Raw genomic sequence first — 17,450 nt, 5'->3', positions numbered from 1 at the left:
TCTCAGCGCCCCTCGAATTTCGGGGGGCGTTTTTCCATAAAGGCCACGACACCTTCGGCAAAATCCCGACTGCGTCCACATTCACCTTGCATATGCGCTTCTAGCGCCAGTTGCTGTGACAGCGTTTTTTCGTAGGTGCCGCGGATGGCCTGCTTGATAGCTCCAAATCCGGCTGTCGGACCCTTGGCAAGGTAAGCGGCTCGTTCGCGCCAATGTGATTCGAAATCGCTGTCAGGCACCGCTTCCCAGATTAACCCCCAGTCATCAGCCTGACGTGCGCTGATCTTGTCGGCAAACAACGCCGCGCCCATTGCTTTGGCAAACCCCATCTGTCGCGGCATGAACCATGTACCGCCCGCATCAGGAAGCAAGCCGATCCGCGCAAAAGCTTGCAGGAAGTATGCGCTTTCAGCGGCAATAACCACGTCAGCGCACAGTGCAAGATTGGCCCCTGCCCCGGCCGCCGATCCGTTAACCGCAGCGATTGTGGGAACCGGGCAATCGAATATTGTCTCAAGCATCGGTTCGTATTCGTCACGCAGCGTCCGCTCCAGATCCACCTTTCCAGTGCTGGATGCGTCCCCCAGATCTTGTCCGGAACAGAACGCCGTGCCAGCGCCAGTAATGACGATCGCCCGAGCATGGCGCGCGGCGTGTTTCATGGCGTACGTAACCTCGGCGCGCATTTGCACCGTCATAGCGTTCATCTTGTCTGGCCGGTTCAGAGTGAGAACCGCCAAATCGTCCGTGATGTCCAACAGGATCGTTTCATATTCCATGAACCCCTCCCCAAGTCTAAGCTTTTCGAAACCCTGACTGAAATGACAGGGAAGGAAAAGATGAACCCTGGGTCAGTCTTCAAGAATTTGGCGCAAACGTTCTTTCTCGGCCTCGCTCAGCGAGTCCTTTTCGGCTTGGGCCTGCACCTGAGACCTCTTCCGCAGAAAATTCCACCCCATTGCGGCGGCGATCAGCAGCATTATTGGACCTGCGAGCCACAACATCAGGTTTGAACCGGTCGTAGTCGGCTTCAGCAGAACATACTCACCATAACGATCCACGATGAAGGCAATCGCCTCTTCATCCGTATCCCCGGCCACAAGCCGTTCGCGCAGAAGCAAGCGCAGATCACGAGCCAGCTCGGCGTTGCTTTCGTCGATGCTTTCGTTACGGCAAACCAGACAACGCAGCCCCGTGCTGAGGTCGCGTGCGCGCTGCTCCAGCGCAGGATCATCCAGCACTTCGTCAGGCTGCACGGCAAACAAAGGTGACGCGATCAGCGTCAGAATCAGAATCAGACGTTTCATTCCGCAGGTACTCCACCCGCTGGGGCCTTGCGCGCACCAGCTGCAACCCGGAACCGACGATCAGACAGGCTCAACAATCCGCCCAGAGACATCAGAATACAACCGGCCCAGATCCAGTTTGCAAAAGGCTTAATATATGTCCGCATGACCCAGCCGCCGTCCGCCTGTTGATCACCGATCACGACGTACAGATCTCGCAGAAAACGGTAGTCAATCGCGGCCTCAGTGGTGGGCATCCTCGCCACCGGGTAATCCCGCTTTTCAGGATGCAGGGTTCTTATATAACGCCCGTCTTGCTCAACCCGTACATCCGCCATAGTCGAGAAATAGTTTGGTCCATCCACGTTCCGCACACCTTCCAATGTCAAGGTGAACTGCCCAACTTCAAACGGCTGACCCGGTTGTGCGACGCGAATGTCCTCGACCTCCCACGCGGTTAGACCAGCTATGGCGAACATGGTCACGCCGAGACCGGTATGTGCCACGGCCTTGCCCCAATCCGCGCCTGGCAGGCGTAGCAGGCGTTTCAAATTGCCCTTGCGGCCGGTGCGGCTCCAAAGATCAATGGCTGCACCAAAAGTAATCCACGCGCCAAGGAACAAACCAACCGGCCCTAAAGCGCTGCGACCTGTCTGCATTGCCCAAACCAGCAGGGCCAGCGCAACGGCCAGCGCAAAAGCGTAGCGCAGTGAATAAGCGGTTTTTCCAAGCTTGCCGCGTTTCCACGGCAACATGGCACCGACCGGCAAAGCGATCCCCAACGCAACCATAAAAGGCGTGAACGCAGCATTGAAGAACGGTGCGCCGACCGAGAGTTTGCGATCAAATGCCATCTCGGCCACCATCGGCCACATCGTCCCGACGAAGACGACGAAACAACTGACAGCCAACAGAATATTGTTCAAAATCAAGCCACTTTCGCGGCTGACCATTCCAAAGACACCCTTGGCCTCCATCGCCTGTGCACGAGCTGCGAACAGCGTCAGCGCGCCTCCCATGAAGAAGATCAGAATGAGCAGAATGAAGACGCCGCGCTCTGGGTCATTGGCGAATGCGTGAACCGACGTCAGAAGCCCCGAACGCACAATGAACGTACCAATCAGCGAGAATCCAAATGCGATAATCGCCAGCAGGATGGTCCAGCTTTTCAGCGACTCGCGCTTTTCCACCACGATGGCCGAATGCAGCAGCGCAGCAGCCAAGAGCCACGGCATGAACGAGGCATTCTCAACCGGGTCCCAGAACCAGAAGCCGCCCCAACCCAGTTCGTAATAGGCCCACCAGGAACCAAGCGCGATACCGATGGTCAGAAAAACCCAAGCGGCCAGCGTCCACGGCCGCACCCAGCGGCCCCACGCCGCGTCCACGCGCCCTTCGATCAGAGCGGCAACGGCAAAGCTGAAAGCCATACTCAGGCCCACATAGCCCAGATACAGGAACGGGGGATGAAATGCCAAACCGGGGTCTTGCAGCAACGGGTTGAGATCGCGGCCGTCAAAAGGCGCTACGATCAACCGGTCAAACGGGTTCGATGTGAATATGATAAAGGCAAAGAATGCTACGGCAATCGAAGCCTGAACCGCCAATACCCGCGCTTTCAGCGTCGGTGGCAGTCCTCCGCCAAAAAACGCTGCCATAGCACCGAACAGCGACACAATCAGCACCCACAGCAACATGGATCCTTCGTGGTTCCCCCATGTCCCGCTGATCTTGTAAATCATCGGTTTGGCCGAGTGGCTGTTTTCAACCACCACCCTCAGTGAGAAATCCGAGGTTACAAAAGCCCATACCAGAGCGCCAAAAGAGAAGGCTATCAACGAAAACTGGATGATCGCAGCGGGTTCGGCAAAACTCATCCAGCCGGGCCATCGTTTAGCGGCACCAACCAGCGGTACCACCGATTGTACGATGGCAACCAGAAAAGCGAGGATCAGGGCAAAGTGGCCAAGTTCAGTAATCATGGCCCCGGGTATATTCCTGTTCGAAGGCAAGCTCCAATCACTTTCGCCCCTTTGGGGCGAGCATAGTGTCGCGGGTCATTGCGGTCGGGTGCGTCGCCAATCCTCAAGAGCTGGGTTCGCATCCGGTCGCGCGGCCTTTTCAGCCAAGGCTGCATTCGTTCCGGGATCTGCGGCCCCAATACCGTCACTGCGCAACGCGTGTAGGGCTCGCAAGTTCTCCAATACCTGAGGTGTGCGTCGCATTATGGTTGAGATCTCTCGTTGCAGGTCTTGCACCTTGGCCTGGTGACGTGCGCCGAAATAGAAGGACACGATCACCCCCAGCAGCCACCACAACGGCTCGGGCACAAGTGCAATCCCTTGCATCCGCGCCGAGAACCAGATTGGATCGACCATCGCTGCAACGAATAGGCCTAGGGTACCAAGCGCCATTGCCGGGCGTGGCAAACGATTGAGCCCGTCCATAAACCGATCAAATGCACCTTTCTGTGGTGCTTTGAACTCCCCGCCGAACTGCGTCACCGCCTGCTTTTGTAACGCCAAATCGCGTTCAGCCCCTTTCTCGGCATTTTCCCTAAATATTTCAGCAGTTTCTCGCACAACGTTACGGCCGCTACCAAATAGAAACGTGAATACGTTGGAGATCAATCCCATCCCGCGACTCTCCTTTGAAAATCCGCGTCACTCAAATGATAAGTGTGGGAGACAAACTCCTCGGCCCGGCGAATCCAGCCGCCTTTACCACCCGAGCGAGTGCGGGCGTATTTACGCGATGCTGGTCGATGATCGGCAAGCCGAAAGTAGTAATTACGCCGCGCCACACCGTAGGCATCTCGGAGTGCGATCGGTTCCGGGTCCGCAGCACTATGGCAGGCTTGCTTGGTATTGGGTCCGACAACCCCATCCACCACAATTTCATACCCCATATCGCGTAGCAGACGTTGCAGAATCTTGACCGCCTGACCGCCCGCATTGACGTACATGTCGAACACCGAGGGCTGCAGCACCCGAGGCAACACGTTGAGCCGTGGAAGTTCAAAATAATGCTGCACAAAGATCTCAAGGGCCTGAGTTTTGCTAAGCAAGCGTACATCGGCGCTGTTAATCACTCCGTCACTCGAAAGATCTAACCCGAGCCGACGCATCGTGTGAATGGTCACACCGTACTTAGTCGCTCCGCCGGGATCATCAGGGTCGTCTACAAATCCGCCCTCCCGCGCCACGATCTCAGTTGCAATCTGTTGCACCGTCTGCATCGCACCCTCCGCTTGCCGCGTGACAAATGCTGAAGACATCCGGTTAAGTCCGAACAATGAGAAAGGGCGCTGCTTCCGCAACGCCCCTCGAGTCTTGCCAGTCTGTAGTCTGAAATCAGCTTTCGCCGCCTTCTTGGTAGACACCCTGTTCTTTCAAAGCATCCACGACCTCTTTTGGCATGTAGGTCTCATCATGTTTCGCAAGAATTTCAGTGGCTTCAAACACACCGTTGACGTACGAACCCGTACCAACCATACCCTGGTTTTCCGCAAACAGATCCGGCAGAACCCCGGTAAATGCCACTGGCACGCTTTCACCGCCATCGGTCACGACGAAATGCACCGTCTCACCCTGCCCTCGGATGATCGAACCTTCCTCTACCAGACCACCGATACGAAACACCTCGGTCGGCAATGGCGGCTCAGCAATCACCTGACTGGGCGAGCGGAAAAAGTTGATGCCATCCCGCATCGCGTACCCAATCAACCCCGTAGCCAAGATCAAAGCCACAACGGCCAGCAAGATAACTTGTACACGACGACGTTTCTTGAGCGTTTTCATACCGTCCTCACGGGAATAGAGGGGCCATCATCAGCCCCTGGGTTTCATTCTCACCTAACATCAGGTTGGCGTTCTGCAAGGCTTGGCCACTGCTACCTTTTGTCAGGTTATCCAATGCGCCAATCACGATGGCGCGACGTTCAATCCGGTCGCCAACCACACCGATATGGCAGAAGTTCGAGCCCCGCACATGGTGGGTCGAAGGCGTCTCGCCAAATGGCAACATCCGGATAAATGGCTCGTTTTCATAGGCTTTGACGAGCGTTTCATACACACTTGCCGGGTCGCCCTTGACGTAAGTGGTCGCCAGAATACCCCGGTTGGCCGGGATCAAATGCGGCGTGAACTGCACATGCACCTTGCGACCGGCCAGAGCCGAAAACTCCTGATCGAACTCGCCCAGATGCCGGTGAGTGCCACCCACAGCATATGCATTGTAACCCTCGCTGAGTTCCGCATGCAGCAAGTTTTCCTTCAGCGACCGTCCTGCACCAGATACAGCGCACTTCAGATCCAGTACGATATCGTCCAGATCAATGACGCCTGCCGAGATAAGCGGTCGCAGCACATATTGCCCCGTCGCCGCATTGCAACCGGTGCCCGCTACCAACCGAGCGTTCCGGATGTCATCCCTGTAGAATTCGGTCAGCCCGTAAACCGCCTCTTCCTGCTGCTCGAGCGCTGCGTGCGGGTTACCGTACCATTTCTCGTATTCTTCCGCGTCCCGCAGCCGGAAATCCGCTGAAAGGTCAATGATCCTTAGATCTTTCGGCAGGTCACGAATAACTTCCTGACTGGTTTTATGTGGCAAGGCACAGAAACACAGGTCGATCTGAGAGAAATCGATCTCAGAGATTTTGCACAGGTCCGGCAAGTCCATGTGGCGCAGATGCGGGAAGACCTGCGCCATCGACATCCCTGCCTTCCGCTCGGCTGCCAAAGCGGTTATTTCCATGTTGGGGTGCTCGGCGATCAGCCGCACCAGTTCCGCGCCGGTATAGCCGGATGCACCCAGAATTGCGATTTTATGGGTCATGTCAGACCTCGTGTTCCATAGTGTCACATTTTCGACCGCCGTTGTGACGGTCTTCGAATAAAGGAGAGTGCGCTGATCCGTCCTTGACCTAAGTCAGGCTGCGTCGAACGTGATTTGTCGTCGAAGGAACTGCGTCGCCCGATCACTGACGAAATTCGGTTTACCGGTAGTCAGGAATCCACCCTCGGCGTTGCCCTGCATGTTCGGGTGACGCTGAAGATAGTCGGCAAGGCTCTCTGCGACCAAAGCGCCCTGACTGAACACCTGAACGTCCGCCCCCAAAGCAGCCTGAAAAGTGTCAGCCATGAGCGGATAGTGCGTGCATCCGAGAATGGCTGCCTGTGGTTCCGGCATTTTTCGTTTCAGAGCATCGACATGGCTGCGCACCAGCGCTTCGGCCAAGATCATGTCGCCGTCTTCAATCGCGTCGACCACGCCGCCGCAGGCCTGCGCCTCGACATCGACACCGATCGCCCGGAACGCCAGTTCCCGTTGGAAAGCACGGCTGGAAACCGTGGCTGGTGTGGCAAACAAGGCAACGTGCTTTACAGCGACCTCACGCGGTGGGCTGTTGTCGCCCCACTGCCGCTCTGTCAGGGCCTCAATCAGAGGCACGAAAACGCCCAAAACGCGTTTACCCTCGGGTACGCCTTCTTCCTGCATCCGACGCAGAGCGGCAGCGCTGGCCGTATTGCAGGCTAGAATCACCAGATTACAACCGCGGTCCCACAGGTCATAAACAGCGCGCCGGGTCAGTTCATAGATGTTCTCGGCGTCACGCACCCCATAAGGCGCGTGCGCACTATCCGCATAGTACAGGAAATCTACGTCCGGCAGACGTTTCTGCGCGGCGTCCAGGACGGTCAGACCGCCCAAACCAGAATCAAAGATGCCTACTGCCATTTGCCCCTTTAGGCGCGATGCCGTTCCTCGAATTCATAGCCGTAGTCATAAGACTTCAACGGCGTCGGGGACAGCTCATACGTGGCTTTGCGCAAGAAATCCATCATCTTGCGCGTATCCTTGGCCAATGGGTCCAGAACGTCGCGCCCGATGGGCTCTCCGATAACCACTTTCACCGGGGTATCAACGCGCTTTTTGAACTCTTTGATCAGCAGTCCCATGCGCAAAGTATTGTGCAAATGGCTGGCGATCTGAAACAGACGTGAGGTGTGTCCGTCAAAGAATACCGGCACCACCGTGGCATTTGACTTGGCCACCATACGGGCCGTAAACCCGCGCCAGCCCGGATCCATCGGGTGCGAGAACGGCTTAACGCCAGTGCTGACCGTCCCTCCAGGAAAAATGCCAATCGCCCCGCCCTCGCCCAGATAATTCAGCGCAATCTTGCGGGTTTCGAGGTTCAACTTCATGGCCTCTTTTGTCTCGTCAAACGAGATCGGCAGGATGATCCGATTCAGATCCTCGGCCTTGCGGAACACGTGGTTGGCCAGAATACGGAAATCATCGCGGGTTTGAGAAAGGATATGACCCATCATCATCCCGTCGAGAATGCCATAAGGGTGATTGGCGATCAGGATCAGCGGACCGTTTTTCGGGATGTTAGACAGCGCCCCGCCCACAACATCCAGCGACAACCCATAGCGCTCGACCATCACCGACCAGAAATCACGCCCATTGGCGACTTCAGTCTCGTACCCATCTGCGCGCTTAATCAGACGTAAGCGACCCGTGGTGTTCTCCATCAATTTGATCACCATCTTCCCGCCCTTGGTTTCGGCGGAATGGGCATAGGAAATGTCGCGAGCGACATGGCGGCGCGAGGGCATTCGAGTCTCCGAAGTTTGCTGCCTGCTAAATAAGTGTAGGCGACAATTTTGCCTAGGTTTCGTGACATTCCCGTGACGATTTATTCAGCAGCGGTGCGCAGTTCCTGTCCTCCCTTCCGAACGGCCACTAGCAACTCCTCGCGTTTTTTCGCAGCTTTGGCTTCGTTGGCTTGCAACACTGGACCGAATCCACGGATATCAAGCGGCAGTTGCGCCAGCGCAATAACCGCATCGCGAGTCTGTGGCGTAACAAGAGGAGATACCTCTTTGATATCCCGTTCATATTGCTTGATCAGGGCGCGCTCCATCCGACGTTCCGCGCTGTAGCCGAAGATATCTAACGGCGTACCACGCAGGACCTTCATCCTTGCCAAAAGCTTCATCGGCTTCAGCATCCATTCGCCGAATTCACGCTTGCGAGGTCGCCCGTCGGACCCCTTTCCACCAAGGATGGGCGGAGCCAGATGGAGGGTTATCTTGAAATCCCCGTCAAACTCTGCGGCTGCCTTTTCCCGACTGTCCAGCATCAACCGGGCGACCTCGTATTCATCCTTATAGGACAAGAGCTTATGATAGCCTTTTGCCACGGCTTCGCGAATCGCTTCATCCTCAAACGAGCCCACCAGCTTGCGATAGCGCTTGGCCAAACGGCCGCTTTGATACGCGGTCAGGTGCTGTGCTCGAAAATCGATCTTCTGATCCAATGTATTTGGCATGTCCGTCACACTGGGCTCAAGAATGCCAGCGACCTCCTGCGGATGCAGAACCGCCCAGCGACCGATATCAAAGGCACGTTTGTTGCGTTCAACTGCGGTTCCGTTCAGTTCGATGGCCTTCACAATGCCCTCATGGCTGACTGGCAACAGACCCCGCTGCCATGCCGCCCCAAACACCATCATGTTCGAATAGATCGAGTCCCCCATTAACGCCCACGCCAATTCAGTGGCGTCAAACATCGACAACCCATCCTTCAGCCTGGCCTGCAAGGCCAACTCCAGGCGGTCACCCGGTATCCGGAACTCGGTATCTCGGGTGAACTCGCCGGTGACAATCTCGTGGTTATTGACGACTGCGCCCGTTTTCCCGGTTCGGGTCAAACCCAGAGTCTTGGCCCCGGCAGAAACGACAAGGTCACCCCCGATTATCGCATGCGCCTCGCCAGTAGCGACGCGGATGGCACTGATGTCTTCGGGGCGGTTGGCAAGACGACAGTTGATATGCACCGCGCCTCCCTTTTGGGCCAGCCCGGCCATCTCCATCATTCCGGCCCCTTTGCCGTCAATCTGTGCGGCTTGCGCCAATATCGCGCCAAGAGTCACCACGCCTGTTCCACCAACCCCGGTGATCACGACATTATGGGTGCCTTTTATTACCGGCAGCTCAGGTTCAGGCAGGTCCGGGAGGTCAATCTCGGTCGTCGCCTCCTTGCGGATTTGCGCGCCCTCCAACGTGATGAACGAAGGGCAAAACCCATTGAGGCAAGAGAAATCCTTGTTGCAGCTGGACTGATCAATCGCGCGCTTGCGACCCAGCTCGGTCTCTTTCGGTACGATTGAGACACAGTTCGACTGCACTCCGCAATCACCACATCCCTCGCAGATATCGGTATTGATAAACACTCGCTTATCCGGGTCCGGGAACGTACCGCGTTTGCGTCGACGGCGTTTCTCGGCTGCGCAGGTCTGCACGTAGACGATAACCGAAACGCCATCAATCTCGCGGAACTGTTCCTGAACCCGCATTAACTCGGCTCGCTCAAAAGTCTCAACGCCTGCGGGCAGAGTCTTGAAGTTTATATCTTCCTTTTCGTCATAAACCACAGCCACATGCTTTACGCCCATGGCTTTGACTTCAGCGATGATACGCTCAGCGGTCAAACCACCTTCGTTTTCCTGCCCCCCCGTCATGGCGACGGCGTCGTTGAACAGGATTTTGTAAGTGATATTCGTTCCCGCCGATAGCGCCGCCCGGACCGCCTGCACGCCCGAATGGTTGTACGTCCCATCACCAAGGTTCTGGAACACATGTTTGGTTGTCGAAAACGGTGCCTCACCAATCCAGTTCGCACCCTCACCACCCATCTGTGTGAAACCAGTGGTCTCGCGATCCATCCACTGAACCATGTAGTGGCAGCCGATCCCCGCATAGGCGCGGCTACCTTCGGGCAATTTGGTCGAGCTGTTGTGCGGGCAACCCGAACAGAAATACGGCAAGCGCGTGGCGATTTCTTCGGCGTTATCGGCTCGGCGCGCTTCGGACAGTTTGTCCAAACCCGAGCGAATGCCATCGGTCTCTCGCCCCTCCTCGATCAGAATCTCGCCCAGCTTTTCGGCGATCATATTCGGGTCCAGCGCGCCGCGTGTCGGGAACAGTTCCTCACGGTGCAGAGTCCCGGCACCACCCTTGTACCAGCCATAGACACGGCGGCCCCGGCGGACGTCAAAGATCGCCTCTTTGACCTGAACCTCGATCAGTTTTCGCTTTTCCTCAACGATTACAATCAGGTCCAACCCTTCTGCCCAATCATGAAACCCGGTCATGTCAAGCGGGAAAGTCTGGCCGATCTTGTAGGTCGTGATTCCCAGTCGCGCAGCCTCACCCGCATCAATGTTCAGCAACGACAACGCGTGGGTCAGATCCAACCAGTTCTTACCGGCAGCGACGAACCCGATCTTGGCACCGGGTTTGCCCCAAACCCGCCTGTCCATTTTGTTTGCATGCGAGAAGGTCTCAGCCGCAAAACGTTTGTAGTCAATGACCCGTGCCTCTTGCAGGTGCGGTGTGTCACCCAATCGGATGTTCAATCCACCTTGGGGCATGTCGAACTGAGGCGCAGCAAGTTTCATACGGTCAAAGTTGCCATCTACAACCGAAGTAACCTCAATCGTGTCTTTCATCGTTTTCAGACCGACCCAAAGTCCCGAAAATCGACTGAGCGCAAAACCGTAGATGCCGTAGTCCAATACCTCTTGCACACCAGCCGGGCTGACGATCGGCATATACATATCGACCATCGACCACTCGGACTGATGCAAAACAGTCGAGCTTTCGCCGGTGTGATCATCGCCCATCGCCATCAGGACGCCGCCGTGTTTGGCAGTGCCCGCCATATTGGCATGCCGCATTACGTCACCCGACCGGTCAACCCCCGGACCCTTGCCGTACCAAAGACCGAACACGCCATCGAACTTACCGTCGCCGCGCAGCCCGGCCTGCTGACTGCCCCAGAGTGCAGTTGCGGCCAGATCCTCGTTCAAACCGTATTGAAAGGTGATGTCGCTCTCGGCCAGTTGCTTTTGCGCCCGTGTCATCTGCAGGTCCACCGCACCCAATGGAGAGCCTCGATAGCCGGTCACCAAACCAGCAGTATTCAGCCCCGCCTGCGTGTCGCGTGCCTTCTGCATCAGCATCAAGCGCACAAGCGCTTGCGTGCCGTTCAGAAGAATAGGGTTTTTTTCTAGATCAAAGCGGTCGTTCAGCGATATTTGTGGCTGACTCATCAGACGCCTCCCCTCGTCAGATCAGTGTGCTACATTTTAACCCATTTTAGGTCATACTTTCTGACCTGCATAGCATTTATCCTCTGAATCCCAAGGATTTCAGCGTTTGAATGTGGAAGTTGCAACCTATTTCATATAGGCGTTCCGAAGGATAACGAAAGTTGCGGCGATGGATTGGGACAAGCTTAGGATATTTCACGCAGTGGCGGATGCAGGTAGCCTGACACATGCAGGTGACAAGCTGAATCTGTCGCAATCGGCCGTCAGCCGACAGATCAGAGCGCTGGAAGAGTCGCTTGATTCGACCCTGTTTCACCGCCATGCCCGCGGCCTGATACTCACCGAGCAGGGAGAGTTACTGTTCGACGCAACTTCGGCCATGTCAAAACGTCTGGATGCAGCCGCTGCCCGTATCCGCGACAGCGAGGAAGAAGTTTTTGGCGTACTGCGCGTCACCACCACCTTCGGCTTTGGCACCCTGTGGCTGGCTCCACGACTTCCGAAACTCTATGAACAATACCCCGACCTCAACATCGACCTGATGCTCGAGGAACGCGTACTCGACTTGCCCATGCGAGAGGCCGACGTAGCCATTCGTATGAAAGAGCCCAGCCAAGCCGATCTCGTGCGAAAGCGGCTGATGACGGTGCAGATGACGCTGTACGCGACGCAAGACTACCTCGACACCCATGGTGGCATGCTGCAGTCACTGGATGAGATCAAGGATCACCGTTTGATTTGCCAGACACCCTCCGCGCCCCAAGTCGGTGCCAGCGCGTCAATGGTGAAACATCTGATGACCTACAATCCTGGATCTCTGCTAACTGTGAATAATTATTTCGGAGTTTTGCAGGGCGTTTTGCACAATCTGGGCATCGGAGTGCTGCCTGACTACGTGACGCAGGACTTCCCTCAGCTCGTACCGATCCTTTCAGATATCGAAACAGCTGATGTGCCAGTCTACCTCGCCTATCCCGAGGAATTACGCCACTCCAAACGCGTTGCGGCCTTCCGAGACTTCGTCCAGGACGAGATCATTGCGCAACGCAAACAGTTGAAGCAGATGGGAAAACTTTAGCTATGCACGCTTAGCATAGCGGACATGATCTGCAATCAGTCTGAAACATCTTGATCGTCCATAAACTGATCCCTAAATGAGCACTCGAAGGCGATGATGCTGAAACGCTCATCATCTTCATACCTCCCTGTTGGACTACGGCCGAGCTTAGTGCTCGGCCTTTTTTTTGCATTGGGGCGTTGCGCACGCCGTTCGAATACCAAAACATCTGTGAATCTCGGGCACTTAGACCTATGATCGGGCAAAAATCACTAAGACTTGTGTTCGAGGACAGATTCGATGTTTCACCCCTTTCGCCTTTTGATGGCGATACTTTCAGTTATTTGCCTTTCCGGGCCGGTTCTGGCGCAAGAAAACGGCACCACCAGTTCCACAAATACAATTACTATTCCCGAAGACCTGACTCCTGAACAAGTGGACGATTTGGTTGCCCGTATGTCCGACGATCAGGTGCGCGCCATCCTCTTGGAACGTCTGGATGCAGTCGCCGAAAAACGCGCTGCTGAAGCAGAGGATCGTGAAGACCCCATCAAGGAGATAAATGCGATTTGGGAAGCGATGGTGGCTTCATGGACTCATGTCGTCGTCACAATTCCAAATATCTTCAGCGCGCAGGCTCATGCGGTCGAGAATTTCGTAGGTACCTTTGGGGCGCAAGGAACGTTTGTCCTCATGGGATTGGTCCTGAGCGTTCTGGTCGTCGGCTTCATCGCGGAAAAGCTATTCTATCTCTTCACCCGAAAATGGCACGATCAGGCTGGTGCTAATGAGGAGAATGACCTCTGGGGTGCCGCCAGATTCTTGTTCCGCCGCTTCTGTCGGGAAATTGCTGGTTTGGTAGTGTTTTACGTTGTGATCCGTGCATTGGGGCGCGGGTTACTAACACCCGAACAACTGACCTATGCCGCACCTTTTGTCCTTTACCTAATCTGGGTTCCACGTCTGGGCGCGGCTGCCTCGCGGTTCGTACTGGCCCCGAACCAACCTCGATACCGGCTTGTCAATATTGACGATCATTGGGCTAAATTCTTGCACCGCAATCTGATCGGACTTTTGCTCCTGATTGGGTTGACACTGTTCATCGTTCATTTCAACCAACTGAACGGTATTACCGGGCGAGAAACACGGATTGCGTTCTGGCTCAATGGTTCGATTCACATATATATCGGAGTAATTGCTTGGAAAGCCCGCGAAGGGCTGTCGCAGATGATGCTGGGTACCGACCCGGATCGCACCAAGTTTGACGAGGAAGTCGCGCATTATTACCCCTATTTTGCGATCGGGGTCTCGGCCGTTATTTGGCTTCTGGTTGAATTCCTGGCAGCGCAGCGCGATCCCATGATCCGCACTCTGCTTTCGCAAGGCGCACATTTCACCACAATGTTCTGGCTACTGATTGCGCCAGCACTAGATACCCTGATCCGTGGTTTGGTGCGTCACCTGCAGCCACCGATGCTAGGCGAAGGTCCAGTGGCCGAGCGTGCGTATAAATCAACCAAACGCAGCTATATTCGAATTGGCAGGGTTCTGGCGGGGATTCTGGTCATCCTGATGATTGCCAACGCATGGGACCTAGATCTGCAGGAAATCGCGGGTGGAGGTGATGAGTCCGGCAGCAGGCTGATTCAGTTCTTCATCATCATCGCCGTCGGTTACATCCTGAACGAACTCGTTTCGCTGTGGATCAACCGTCGTCTCGCGAAAGAACAGACTGCTGCCGATCAAAGCCCCGACGAGGAAGCCGGTGAAGGCGGCGGCTCGGGTGGCTCGCGCTTGGCGACGGTCCTGCCCCTGCTGCGTGTAACCGCGCAAGTGGCCATCGCGGTGATCTTCGTCCTGCTGGCGCTTGGTGCACTGGGCATCAACATCACCCCGCTTCTTGCCGGTGCCGGTGTTCTGGGTCTGGCCATTGGCTTTGGCGCGCAGAAACTGGTGGCCGATATCGTTGGCGGTATCTTCTTCCTAGTGGATGACGCCTTCCGTGTTGGCGAATATGTGGACGTTGGCGGTACAACCGGCACAGTCGAGAAAATCTCGATTCGCTCGATGCAACTGCGTCACCACCGCGGCCCGGTACATACAATCCCTTACGGCGAGATTCAGAAGCTGACCAACTACAGTCGCGACTGGGTCATAATGAAGCTGAAGTTCACCGTGCCGTTCGACACAGACCCCAACAAGGTGAAGAAAATCTTTAAAAAGATTGGTGCCGAGATGATGGAGGACGAGGTCCATAAGGATGGCTTCCTTCAACCCTTCAAATCTCAGGGCGTATTCGACTTCGACGATGTCGGGATGATCATCCGCGGCAAGTTCATGGCTAAGCCCGGCAAGCAGTTCACCTTACGCAAGGAAATCTTCAACCGGGTCAAGGCCGCGTTCAAAGAGAATGGTATCGACTTCGCCCGCCGTGAGGTGCGCGTTGCAATCCCCGGTCTGGACGAGGCGGAACATCTGACCGAGGAGCAAAAAACGGCGATCGGTGCAGCAGCTGGAGAAATTGCCAACCAACAAGCCGAACAGCAGGAGCAAAAACCTAGTTCCGGACATGGTGCTCCAAAATAAGAAATGACGTTCAAAACAACACAGGGCCGCCCGTCACACCCGCCGGGCGGCCTTTTTCTGGCCGGATCGCCACAGGAAAACCCTTGGCGCCAGTCTTAACTCTTTCCACCGACGCGCCCTTGCCCTAAAAGGCGCGCAATCTCGGCCACCTTGAGAACAGGACAGACGATGCAAGAGCCCGCCATCACACCGGATCTGATTGCCGCCCACGGATTGAAGCCCGACGAGTACGACATGATCCTAGAGATCATCGGCCGCGAGCCGACCTTCACCGAGCTTGGCATCTTTTCCGCAATGTGGAACGAGCACTGCTCTTACAAATCCTCGAAAAAATGGCTACGTACCCTGCCCACTTCGGGCCCACAGGTGATCTGTGGACCGGGTGAAAACGCGGGCGTTGTCGATATCGGTGATGGCCAAGCCGTTGTTTTCAAGATGGAAAGCCACAACCACCCATCTTACATTGAACCTTACCAAGGTGCTGCGACGGGAGTCGGCGGCATCCTGCGCGACGTCTTCACCATGGGCGCGCGCCCGATCGCTTCGATGAATGCTCTGTCCTTCGGCGAACCCGGCCACCACAAGACCCGCCAACTGGTGAACGGCGTGGTTGAGGGCATCGGCGGCTACGGCAACTGCTTTGGTGTGCCGTGTGTCGGCGGCGAGGTGCGATTCCACCCGGCCTATAACGGCAACTGCCTCGTGAACGCATTTGCCGCAGGTCTCGCCGACAGCGATAAGATTTTCTACTCAGCCGCCTCCGGCATCGGCATGCCCGTCGTCTACCTGGGTGCCAAAACCGGCCGCGACGGTGTGGGCGGCGCGACCATGGCCTCGGCCGAGTTCGACGACACGATCGAAGAAAAGCGCCCCACCGTTCAGGTTGGCGACCCGTTCACCGAAAAGCGCCTCATGGAGGCGACGCTAGAGTTGATGCAGACTGGCGCCGTTATTTCAATCCAGGATATGGGGGCTGCAGGCCTGACCTGTTCTGCCGTTGAAATGGGTGACAAAGGTGGTCTCGGCGTCCGCCTCGATCTAGAGAACGTCCCCCAGCGCGAAGAGAACATGACCGCCTATGAGATGATGCTGTCCGAGTCTCAGGAACGCATGCTGATGGTTCTCAAACCCGAGCTTGAAGCCGAGGCCCGCGCCGTATTCGAGAAATGGGACCTGGATTTTGCCATCGTCGGCGAAACCATTGCCGAGGACCGCTTCCTGATCGTCCACAACGGAGAGGTCAAAGCCGATCTGGTTCTGTCGAAACTCTCCTCGACCGCGCCGGAGTATGACCGCTCGTGGGAACCGACACCTGAAGCCGAAGAATTGGCAGAAGTGCCGCAGATCGACCCGATTGACGGTCTGCGCGCCCTGCTCTCTTCGCCCAACTATGCGGGTAAGCAGTGGGTCTACGAACAATATGACACGATGGTCATGGCAGACACCGCCCGCACACCAGGTCTGGGCGCTGGAATGGTCCGTGTCCATGGCACCGACAAAGCGTTGGCTTTCACGTCGGACGTGACCCCTCGCTATGTTCGCGCCAATCCGGTTGAGGGCGGCAAGCAGGCCGTGGCCGAAGCGTACCGCAACCTGACCGCCGTTGGCGCCAAGCCTTTGGCCACGACCGACAACCTGAACTTCGGCAACCCCGAAAAGCCCGAAATTATGGGCCAGTTCGTCGGTGCGATTCAGGGTATCGGTCAGGCGGTGGCCGCGCTGGATATGCCGATCGTTTCGGGCAATGTTTCGCTGTATAACGAGACCGACGGTCAGGCGATCCTGCCGACCCCCACCATTGGCGCTGTAGGCCTGCTGAACCACACTGATGAGATCATCGGCAACGAGGTTCGCGAAGGCCACGTCGCGCTGGTTATCGGTGAAACCAATGGACATTTGGGTCAATCGGCCCTGCTGGCTGAAGTCTTCAACCGCGAAGACGGCGATGCGCCCCATGTTGATCTGGACGCCGAAAAGCGAAACGGAGAGTTCATCCGCGCCAACCGCGACATGATCAAAGCCTGTACCGATCTGGGTGATGGTGGCCTTGCGCTGGCCGCATTTGAACTGGCTGAAGCGGCAGGCGTTGGCGTCCACCTCGATGAGGCGTCGACCGAGTTCCTGTTCGGTGAAGATCAGGCCCGCTATCTGGTCGCCTGCAATTTCGATCAGGCCGAAGCGCTGATGATCGCGGCCGGTCAGGCCGGTGTTCCGCTGGTTTCGGTTGGCCGCTTTACCGGCAACGCCGTCAAAATCGGCAATTCCGAAGCCGCGCTTGATGATCTGACCGCCACTTTCCGCGGCAGCTTTGCCGAGGCCGTTGCCTGATCACCGATCATGACTGCAATTATGAAACCTGCGCCCCCACACAGGCGCAGGTTTTGTTGTTTTCAGC

At 56.3% G+C, this 17,450-nt stretch carries 13 protein-coding genes; 3 read left to right on the top strand and 10 right to left on the bottom strand.

Going from position 1 to position 17,450, the window contains the following annotated elements; all coding sequences use genetic code 11:
* Positions 1-2: 2 nt before the first annotated feature.
* The 10 genes from ABLN94_RS17630 to ABLN94_RS17585 all read right to left on the bottom strand — a co-directional run bounded on the left by ABLN94_RS17630 (position 3) and on the right by ABLN94_RS17585 (position 11,412).
* The gene (locus ABLN94_RS17630) at positions 3-779 is read right to left on the bottom strand and encodes an enoyl-CoA hydratase-related protein (RefSeq protein WP_170487496.1); all 777 of its coding nucleotides are present in this window, start codon (positions 777-779) and stop codon (positions 3-5) included.
* Positions 780-851: 72 nt separating this feature from the next.
* On the bottom strand, positions 852-1,307 hold the full coding sequence (locus tag ABLN94_RS17625) for a cytochrome c-type biogenesis protein (RefSeq protein WP_352994812.1): 456 nt from the start codon (positions 1,305-1,307) through the stop codon (positions 852-854).
* A complete protein-coding gene (locus ABLN94_RS17620) occupies positions 1,304-3,268 on the bottom strand; it encodes a heme lyase CcmF/NrfE family subunit (RefSeq protein WP_352994811.1) in 1,965 nt (654 codons plus the stop codon). The genes ABLN94_RS17625 and ABLN94_RS17620 overlap by 4 nt, the downstream gene beginning before the upstream one ends.
* A gap of 75 nt (positions 3,269-3,343) precedes the next feature.
* Positions 3,344-3,922, bottom strand: a complete 579-nt coding sequence (locus ABLN94_RS17615; RefSeq protein ID WP_352994808.1) for a holin family protein — start codon at positions 3,920-3,922, stop codon at positions 3,344-3,346.
* Positions 3,913-4,524, bottom strand: coding sequence for a holin-associated N-acetylmuramidase (locus ABLN94_RS17610; RefSeq protein ID WP_352995072.1), 612 nt, complete (start codon positions 4,522-4,524; stop codon positions 3,913-3,915). Before ABLN94_RS17610 ends, ABLN94_RS17615 begins: the two co-directional genes overlap by 10 nt.
* A 115-nt stretch (positions 4,525-4,639) precedes the next feature.
* Positions 4,640-5,086, bottom strand: coding sequence for a cytochrome c maturation protein CcmE (gene ccmE / locus ABLN94_RS17605; protein ID WP_352994805.1), 447 nt, complete (start codon positions 5,084-5,086; stop codon positions 4,640-4,642).
* 7 nt (positions 5,087-5,093) lie between these two features.
* Positions 5,094-6,122, bottom strand: coding sequence for an N-acetyl-gamma-glutamyl-phosphate reductase (gene argC / locus ABLN94_RS17600; protein WP_352994803.1), 1,029 nt, complete (start codon positions 6,120-6,122; stop codon positions 5,094-5,096).
* Between the two features lie 93 nt (positions 6,123-6,215).
* Complete coding sequence (gene murI / locus ABLN94_RS17595) at positions 6,216-7,025, bottom strand: glutamate racemase (RefSeq protein ID WP_352994801.1); 810 nt, start codon at positions 7,023-7,025, stop codon at positions 6,216-6,218.
* Positions 7,026-7,033: 8 nt separating this feature from the next.
* Complete coding sequence (locus ABLN94_RS17590; protein ID WP_352994799.1) at positions 7,034-7,912, bottom strand: lysophospholipid acyltransferase family protein; 879 nt, start codon at positions 7,910-7,912, stop codon at positions 7,034-7,036.
* A gap of 80 nt (positions 7,913-7,992) precedes the next feature.
* Positions 7,993-11,412, bottom strand: a complete 3,420-nt coding sequence (locus ABLN94_RS17585; RefSeq protein ID WP_352994796.1) for an indolepyruvate ferredoxin oxidoreductase family protein — start codon at positions 11,410-11,412, stop codon at positions 7,993-7,995.
* Positions 11,413-11,581: 169 nt separating this feature from the next.
* On the opposite strand from ABLN94_RS17585, the gene ABLN94_RS17580 reads away from it, so the two are divergent.
* The 3 genes from ABLN94_RS17580 (at position 11,582) to purL (ending at position 17,383) form a co-directional block, all read left to right on the top strand.
* Positions 11,582-12,490 (top strand): LysR family transcriptional regulator, encoded by a 909-nt coding sequence (locus ABLN94_RS17580; RefSeq protein ID WP_170487476.1) that lies wholly within the window; start codon positions 11,582-11,584, stop codon positions 12,488-12,490.
* A gap of 279 nt (positions 12,491-12,769) precedes the next feature.
* Positions 12,770-15,055, top strand: coding sequence for a mechanosensitive ion channel family protein (locus ABLN94_RS17575; protein ID WP_352994793.1), 2,286 nt, complete (start codon positions 12,770-12,772; stop codon positions 15,053-15,055).
* Positions 15,056-15,223: 168 nt separating this feature from the next.
* Positions 15,224-17,383, top strand: a complete 2,160-nt coding sequence (gene purL / locus ABLN94_RS17570) for a phosphoribosylformylglycinamidine synthase subunit PurL (RefSeq protein WP_352994792.1) — start codon at positions 15,224-15,226, stop codon at positions 17,381-17,383.
* Positions 17,384-17,450 lie beyond the last annotated feature (67 nt).

The sequence above is a fragment of the Ruegeria sp. SCP11 genome (genome assembly GCF_040329455.1).
GTDB lineage: Bacteria > Pseudomonadota > Alphaproteobacteria > Rhodobacterales > Rhodobacteraceae > Ruegeria > Ruegeria atlantica_E.
This window is presented reverse-complemented; position numbering and strand designations above follow the sequence as displayed.

What these genes read in the sequence shown, in the direction of transcription:
- murI (WP_352994801.1), bottom strand. Translation starts at nt 7,025, where the DNA reads ATGGCAGTAGGCATCTTTGATTCTGGTTTGGGCGGTCTGACCGTCCTG.
- argC (WP_352994803.1), bottom strand. Translation starts at nt 6,122, where the DNA reads ATGACCCATAAAATCGCAATTCTGGGTGCATCCGGCTATACCGGCGCG.
- ABLN94_RS17590 (WP_352994799.1), bottom strand. Translation starts at nt 7,912, where the DNA reads ATGCCCTCGCGCCGCCATGTCGCTCGCGACATTTCCTATGCCCATTCC.
- ABLN94_RS17615 (WP_352994808.1), bottom strand. Translation starts at nt 3,922, where the DNA reads ATGGGATTGATCTCCAACGTATTCACGTTTCTATTTGGTAGCGGCCGT.
- ABLN94_RS17575 (WP_352994793.1), top strand. Translation starts at nt 12,770, where the DNA reads ATGTTTCACCCCTTTCGCCTTTTGATGGCGATACTTTCAGTTATTTGC.
- purL (WP_352994792.1), top strand. Translation starts at nt 15,224, where the DNA reads ATGCAAGAGCCCGCCATCACACCGGATCTGATTGCCGCCCACGGATTG.
- ABLN94_RS17610 (WP_352995072.1), bottom strand. Translation starts at nt 4,524, where the DNA reads ATGCAGACGGTGCAACAGATTGCAACTGAGATCGTGGCGCGGGAGGGC.
- ABLN94_RS17625 (WP_352994812.1), bottom strand. Translation starts at nt 1,307, where the DNA reads ATGAAACGTCTGATTCTGATTCTGACGCTGATCGCGTCACCTTTGTTT.
- ABLN94_RS17580 (WP_170487476.1), top strand. Translation starts at nt 11,582, where the DNA reads ATGGATTGGGACAAGCTTAGGATATTTCACGCAGTGGCGGATGCAGGT.
- ccmE (WP_352994805.1), bottom strand. Translation starts at nt 5,086, where the DNA reads ATGAAAACGCTCAAGAAACGTCGTCGTGTACAAGTTATCTTGCTGGCC.
- ABLN94_RS17585 (WP_352994796.1), bottom strand. Translation starts at nt 11,412, where the DNA reads ATGAGTCAGCCACAAATATCGCTGAACGACCGCTTTGATCTAGAAAAA.
- ABLN94_RS17620 (WP_352994811.1), bottom strand. Translation starts at nt 3,268, where the DNA reads ATGATTACTGAACTTGGCCACTTTGCCCTGATCCTCGCTTTTCTGGTT.
- ABLN94_RS17630 (WP_170487496.1), bottom strand. Translation starts at nt 779, where the DNA reads ATGGAATATGAAACGATCCTGTTGGACATCACGGACGATTTGGCGGTT.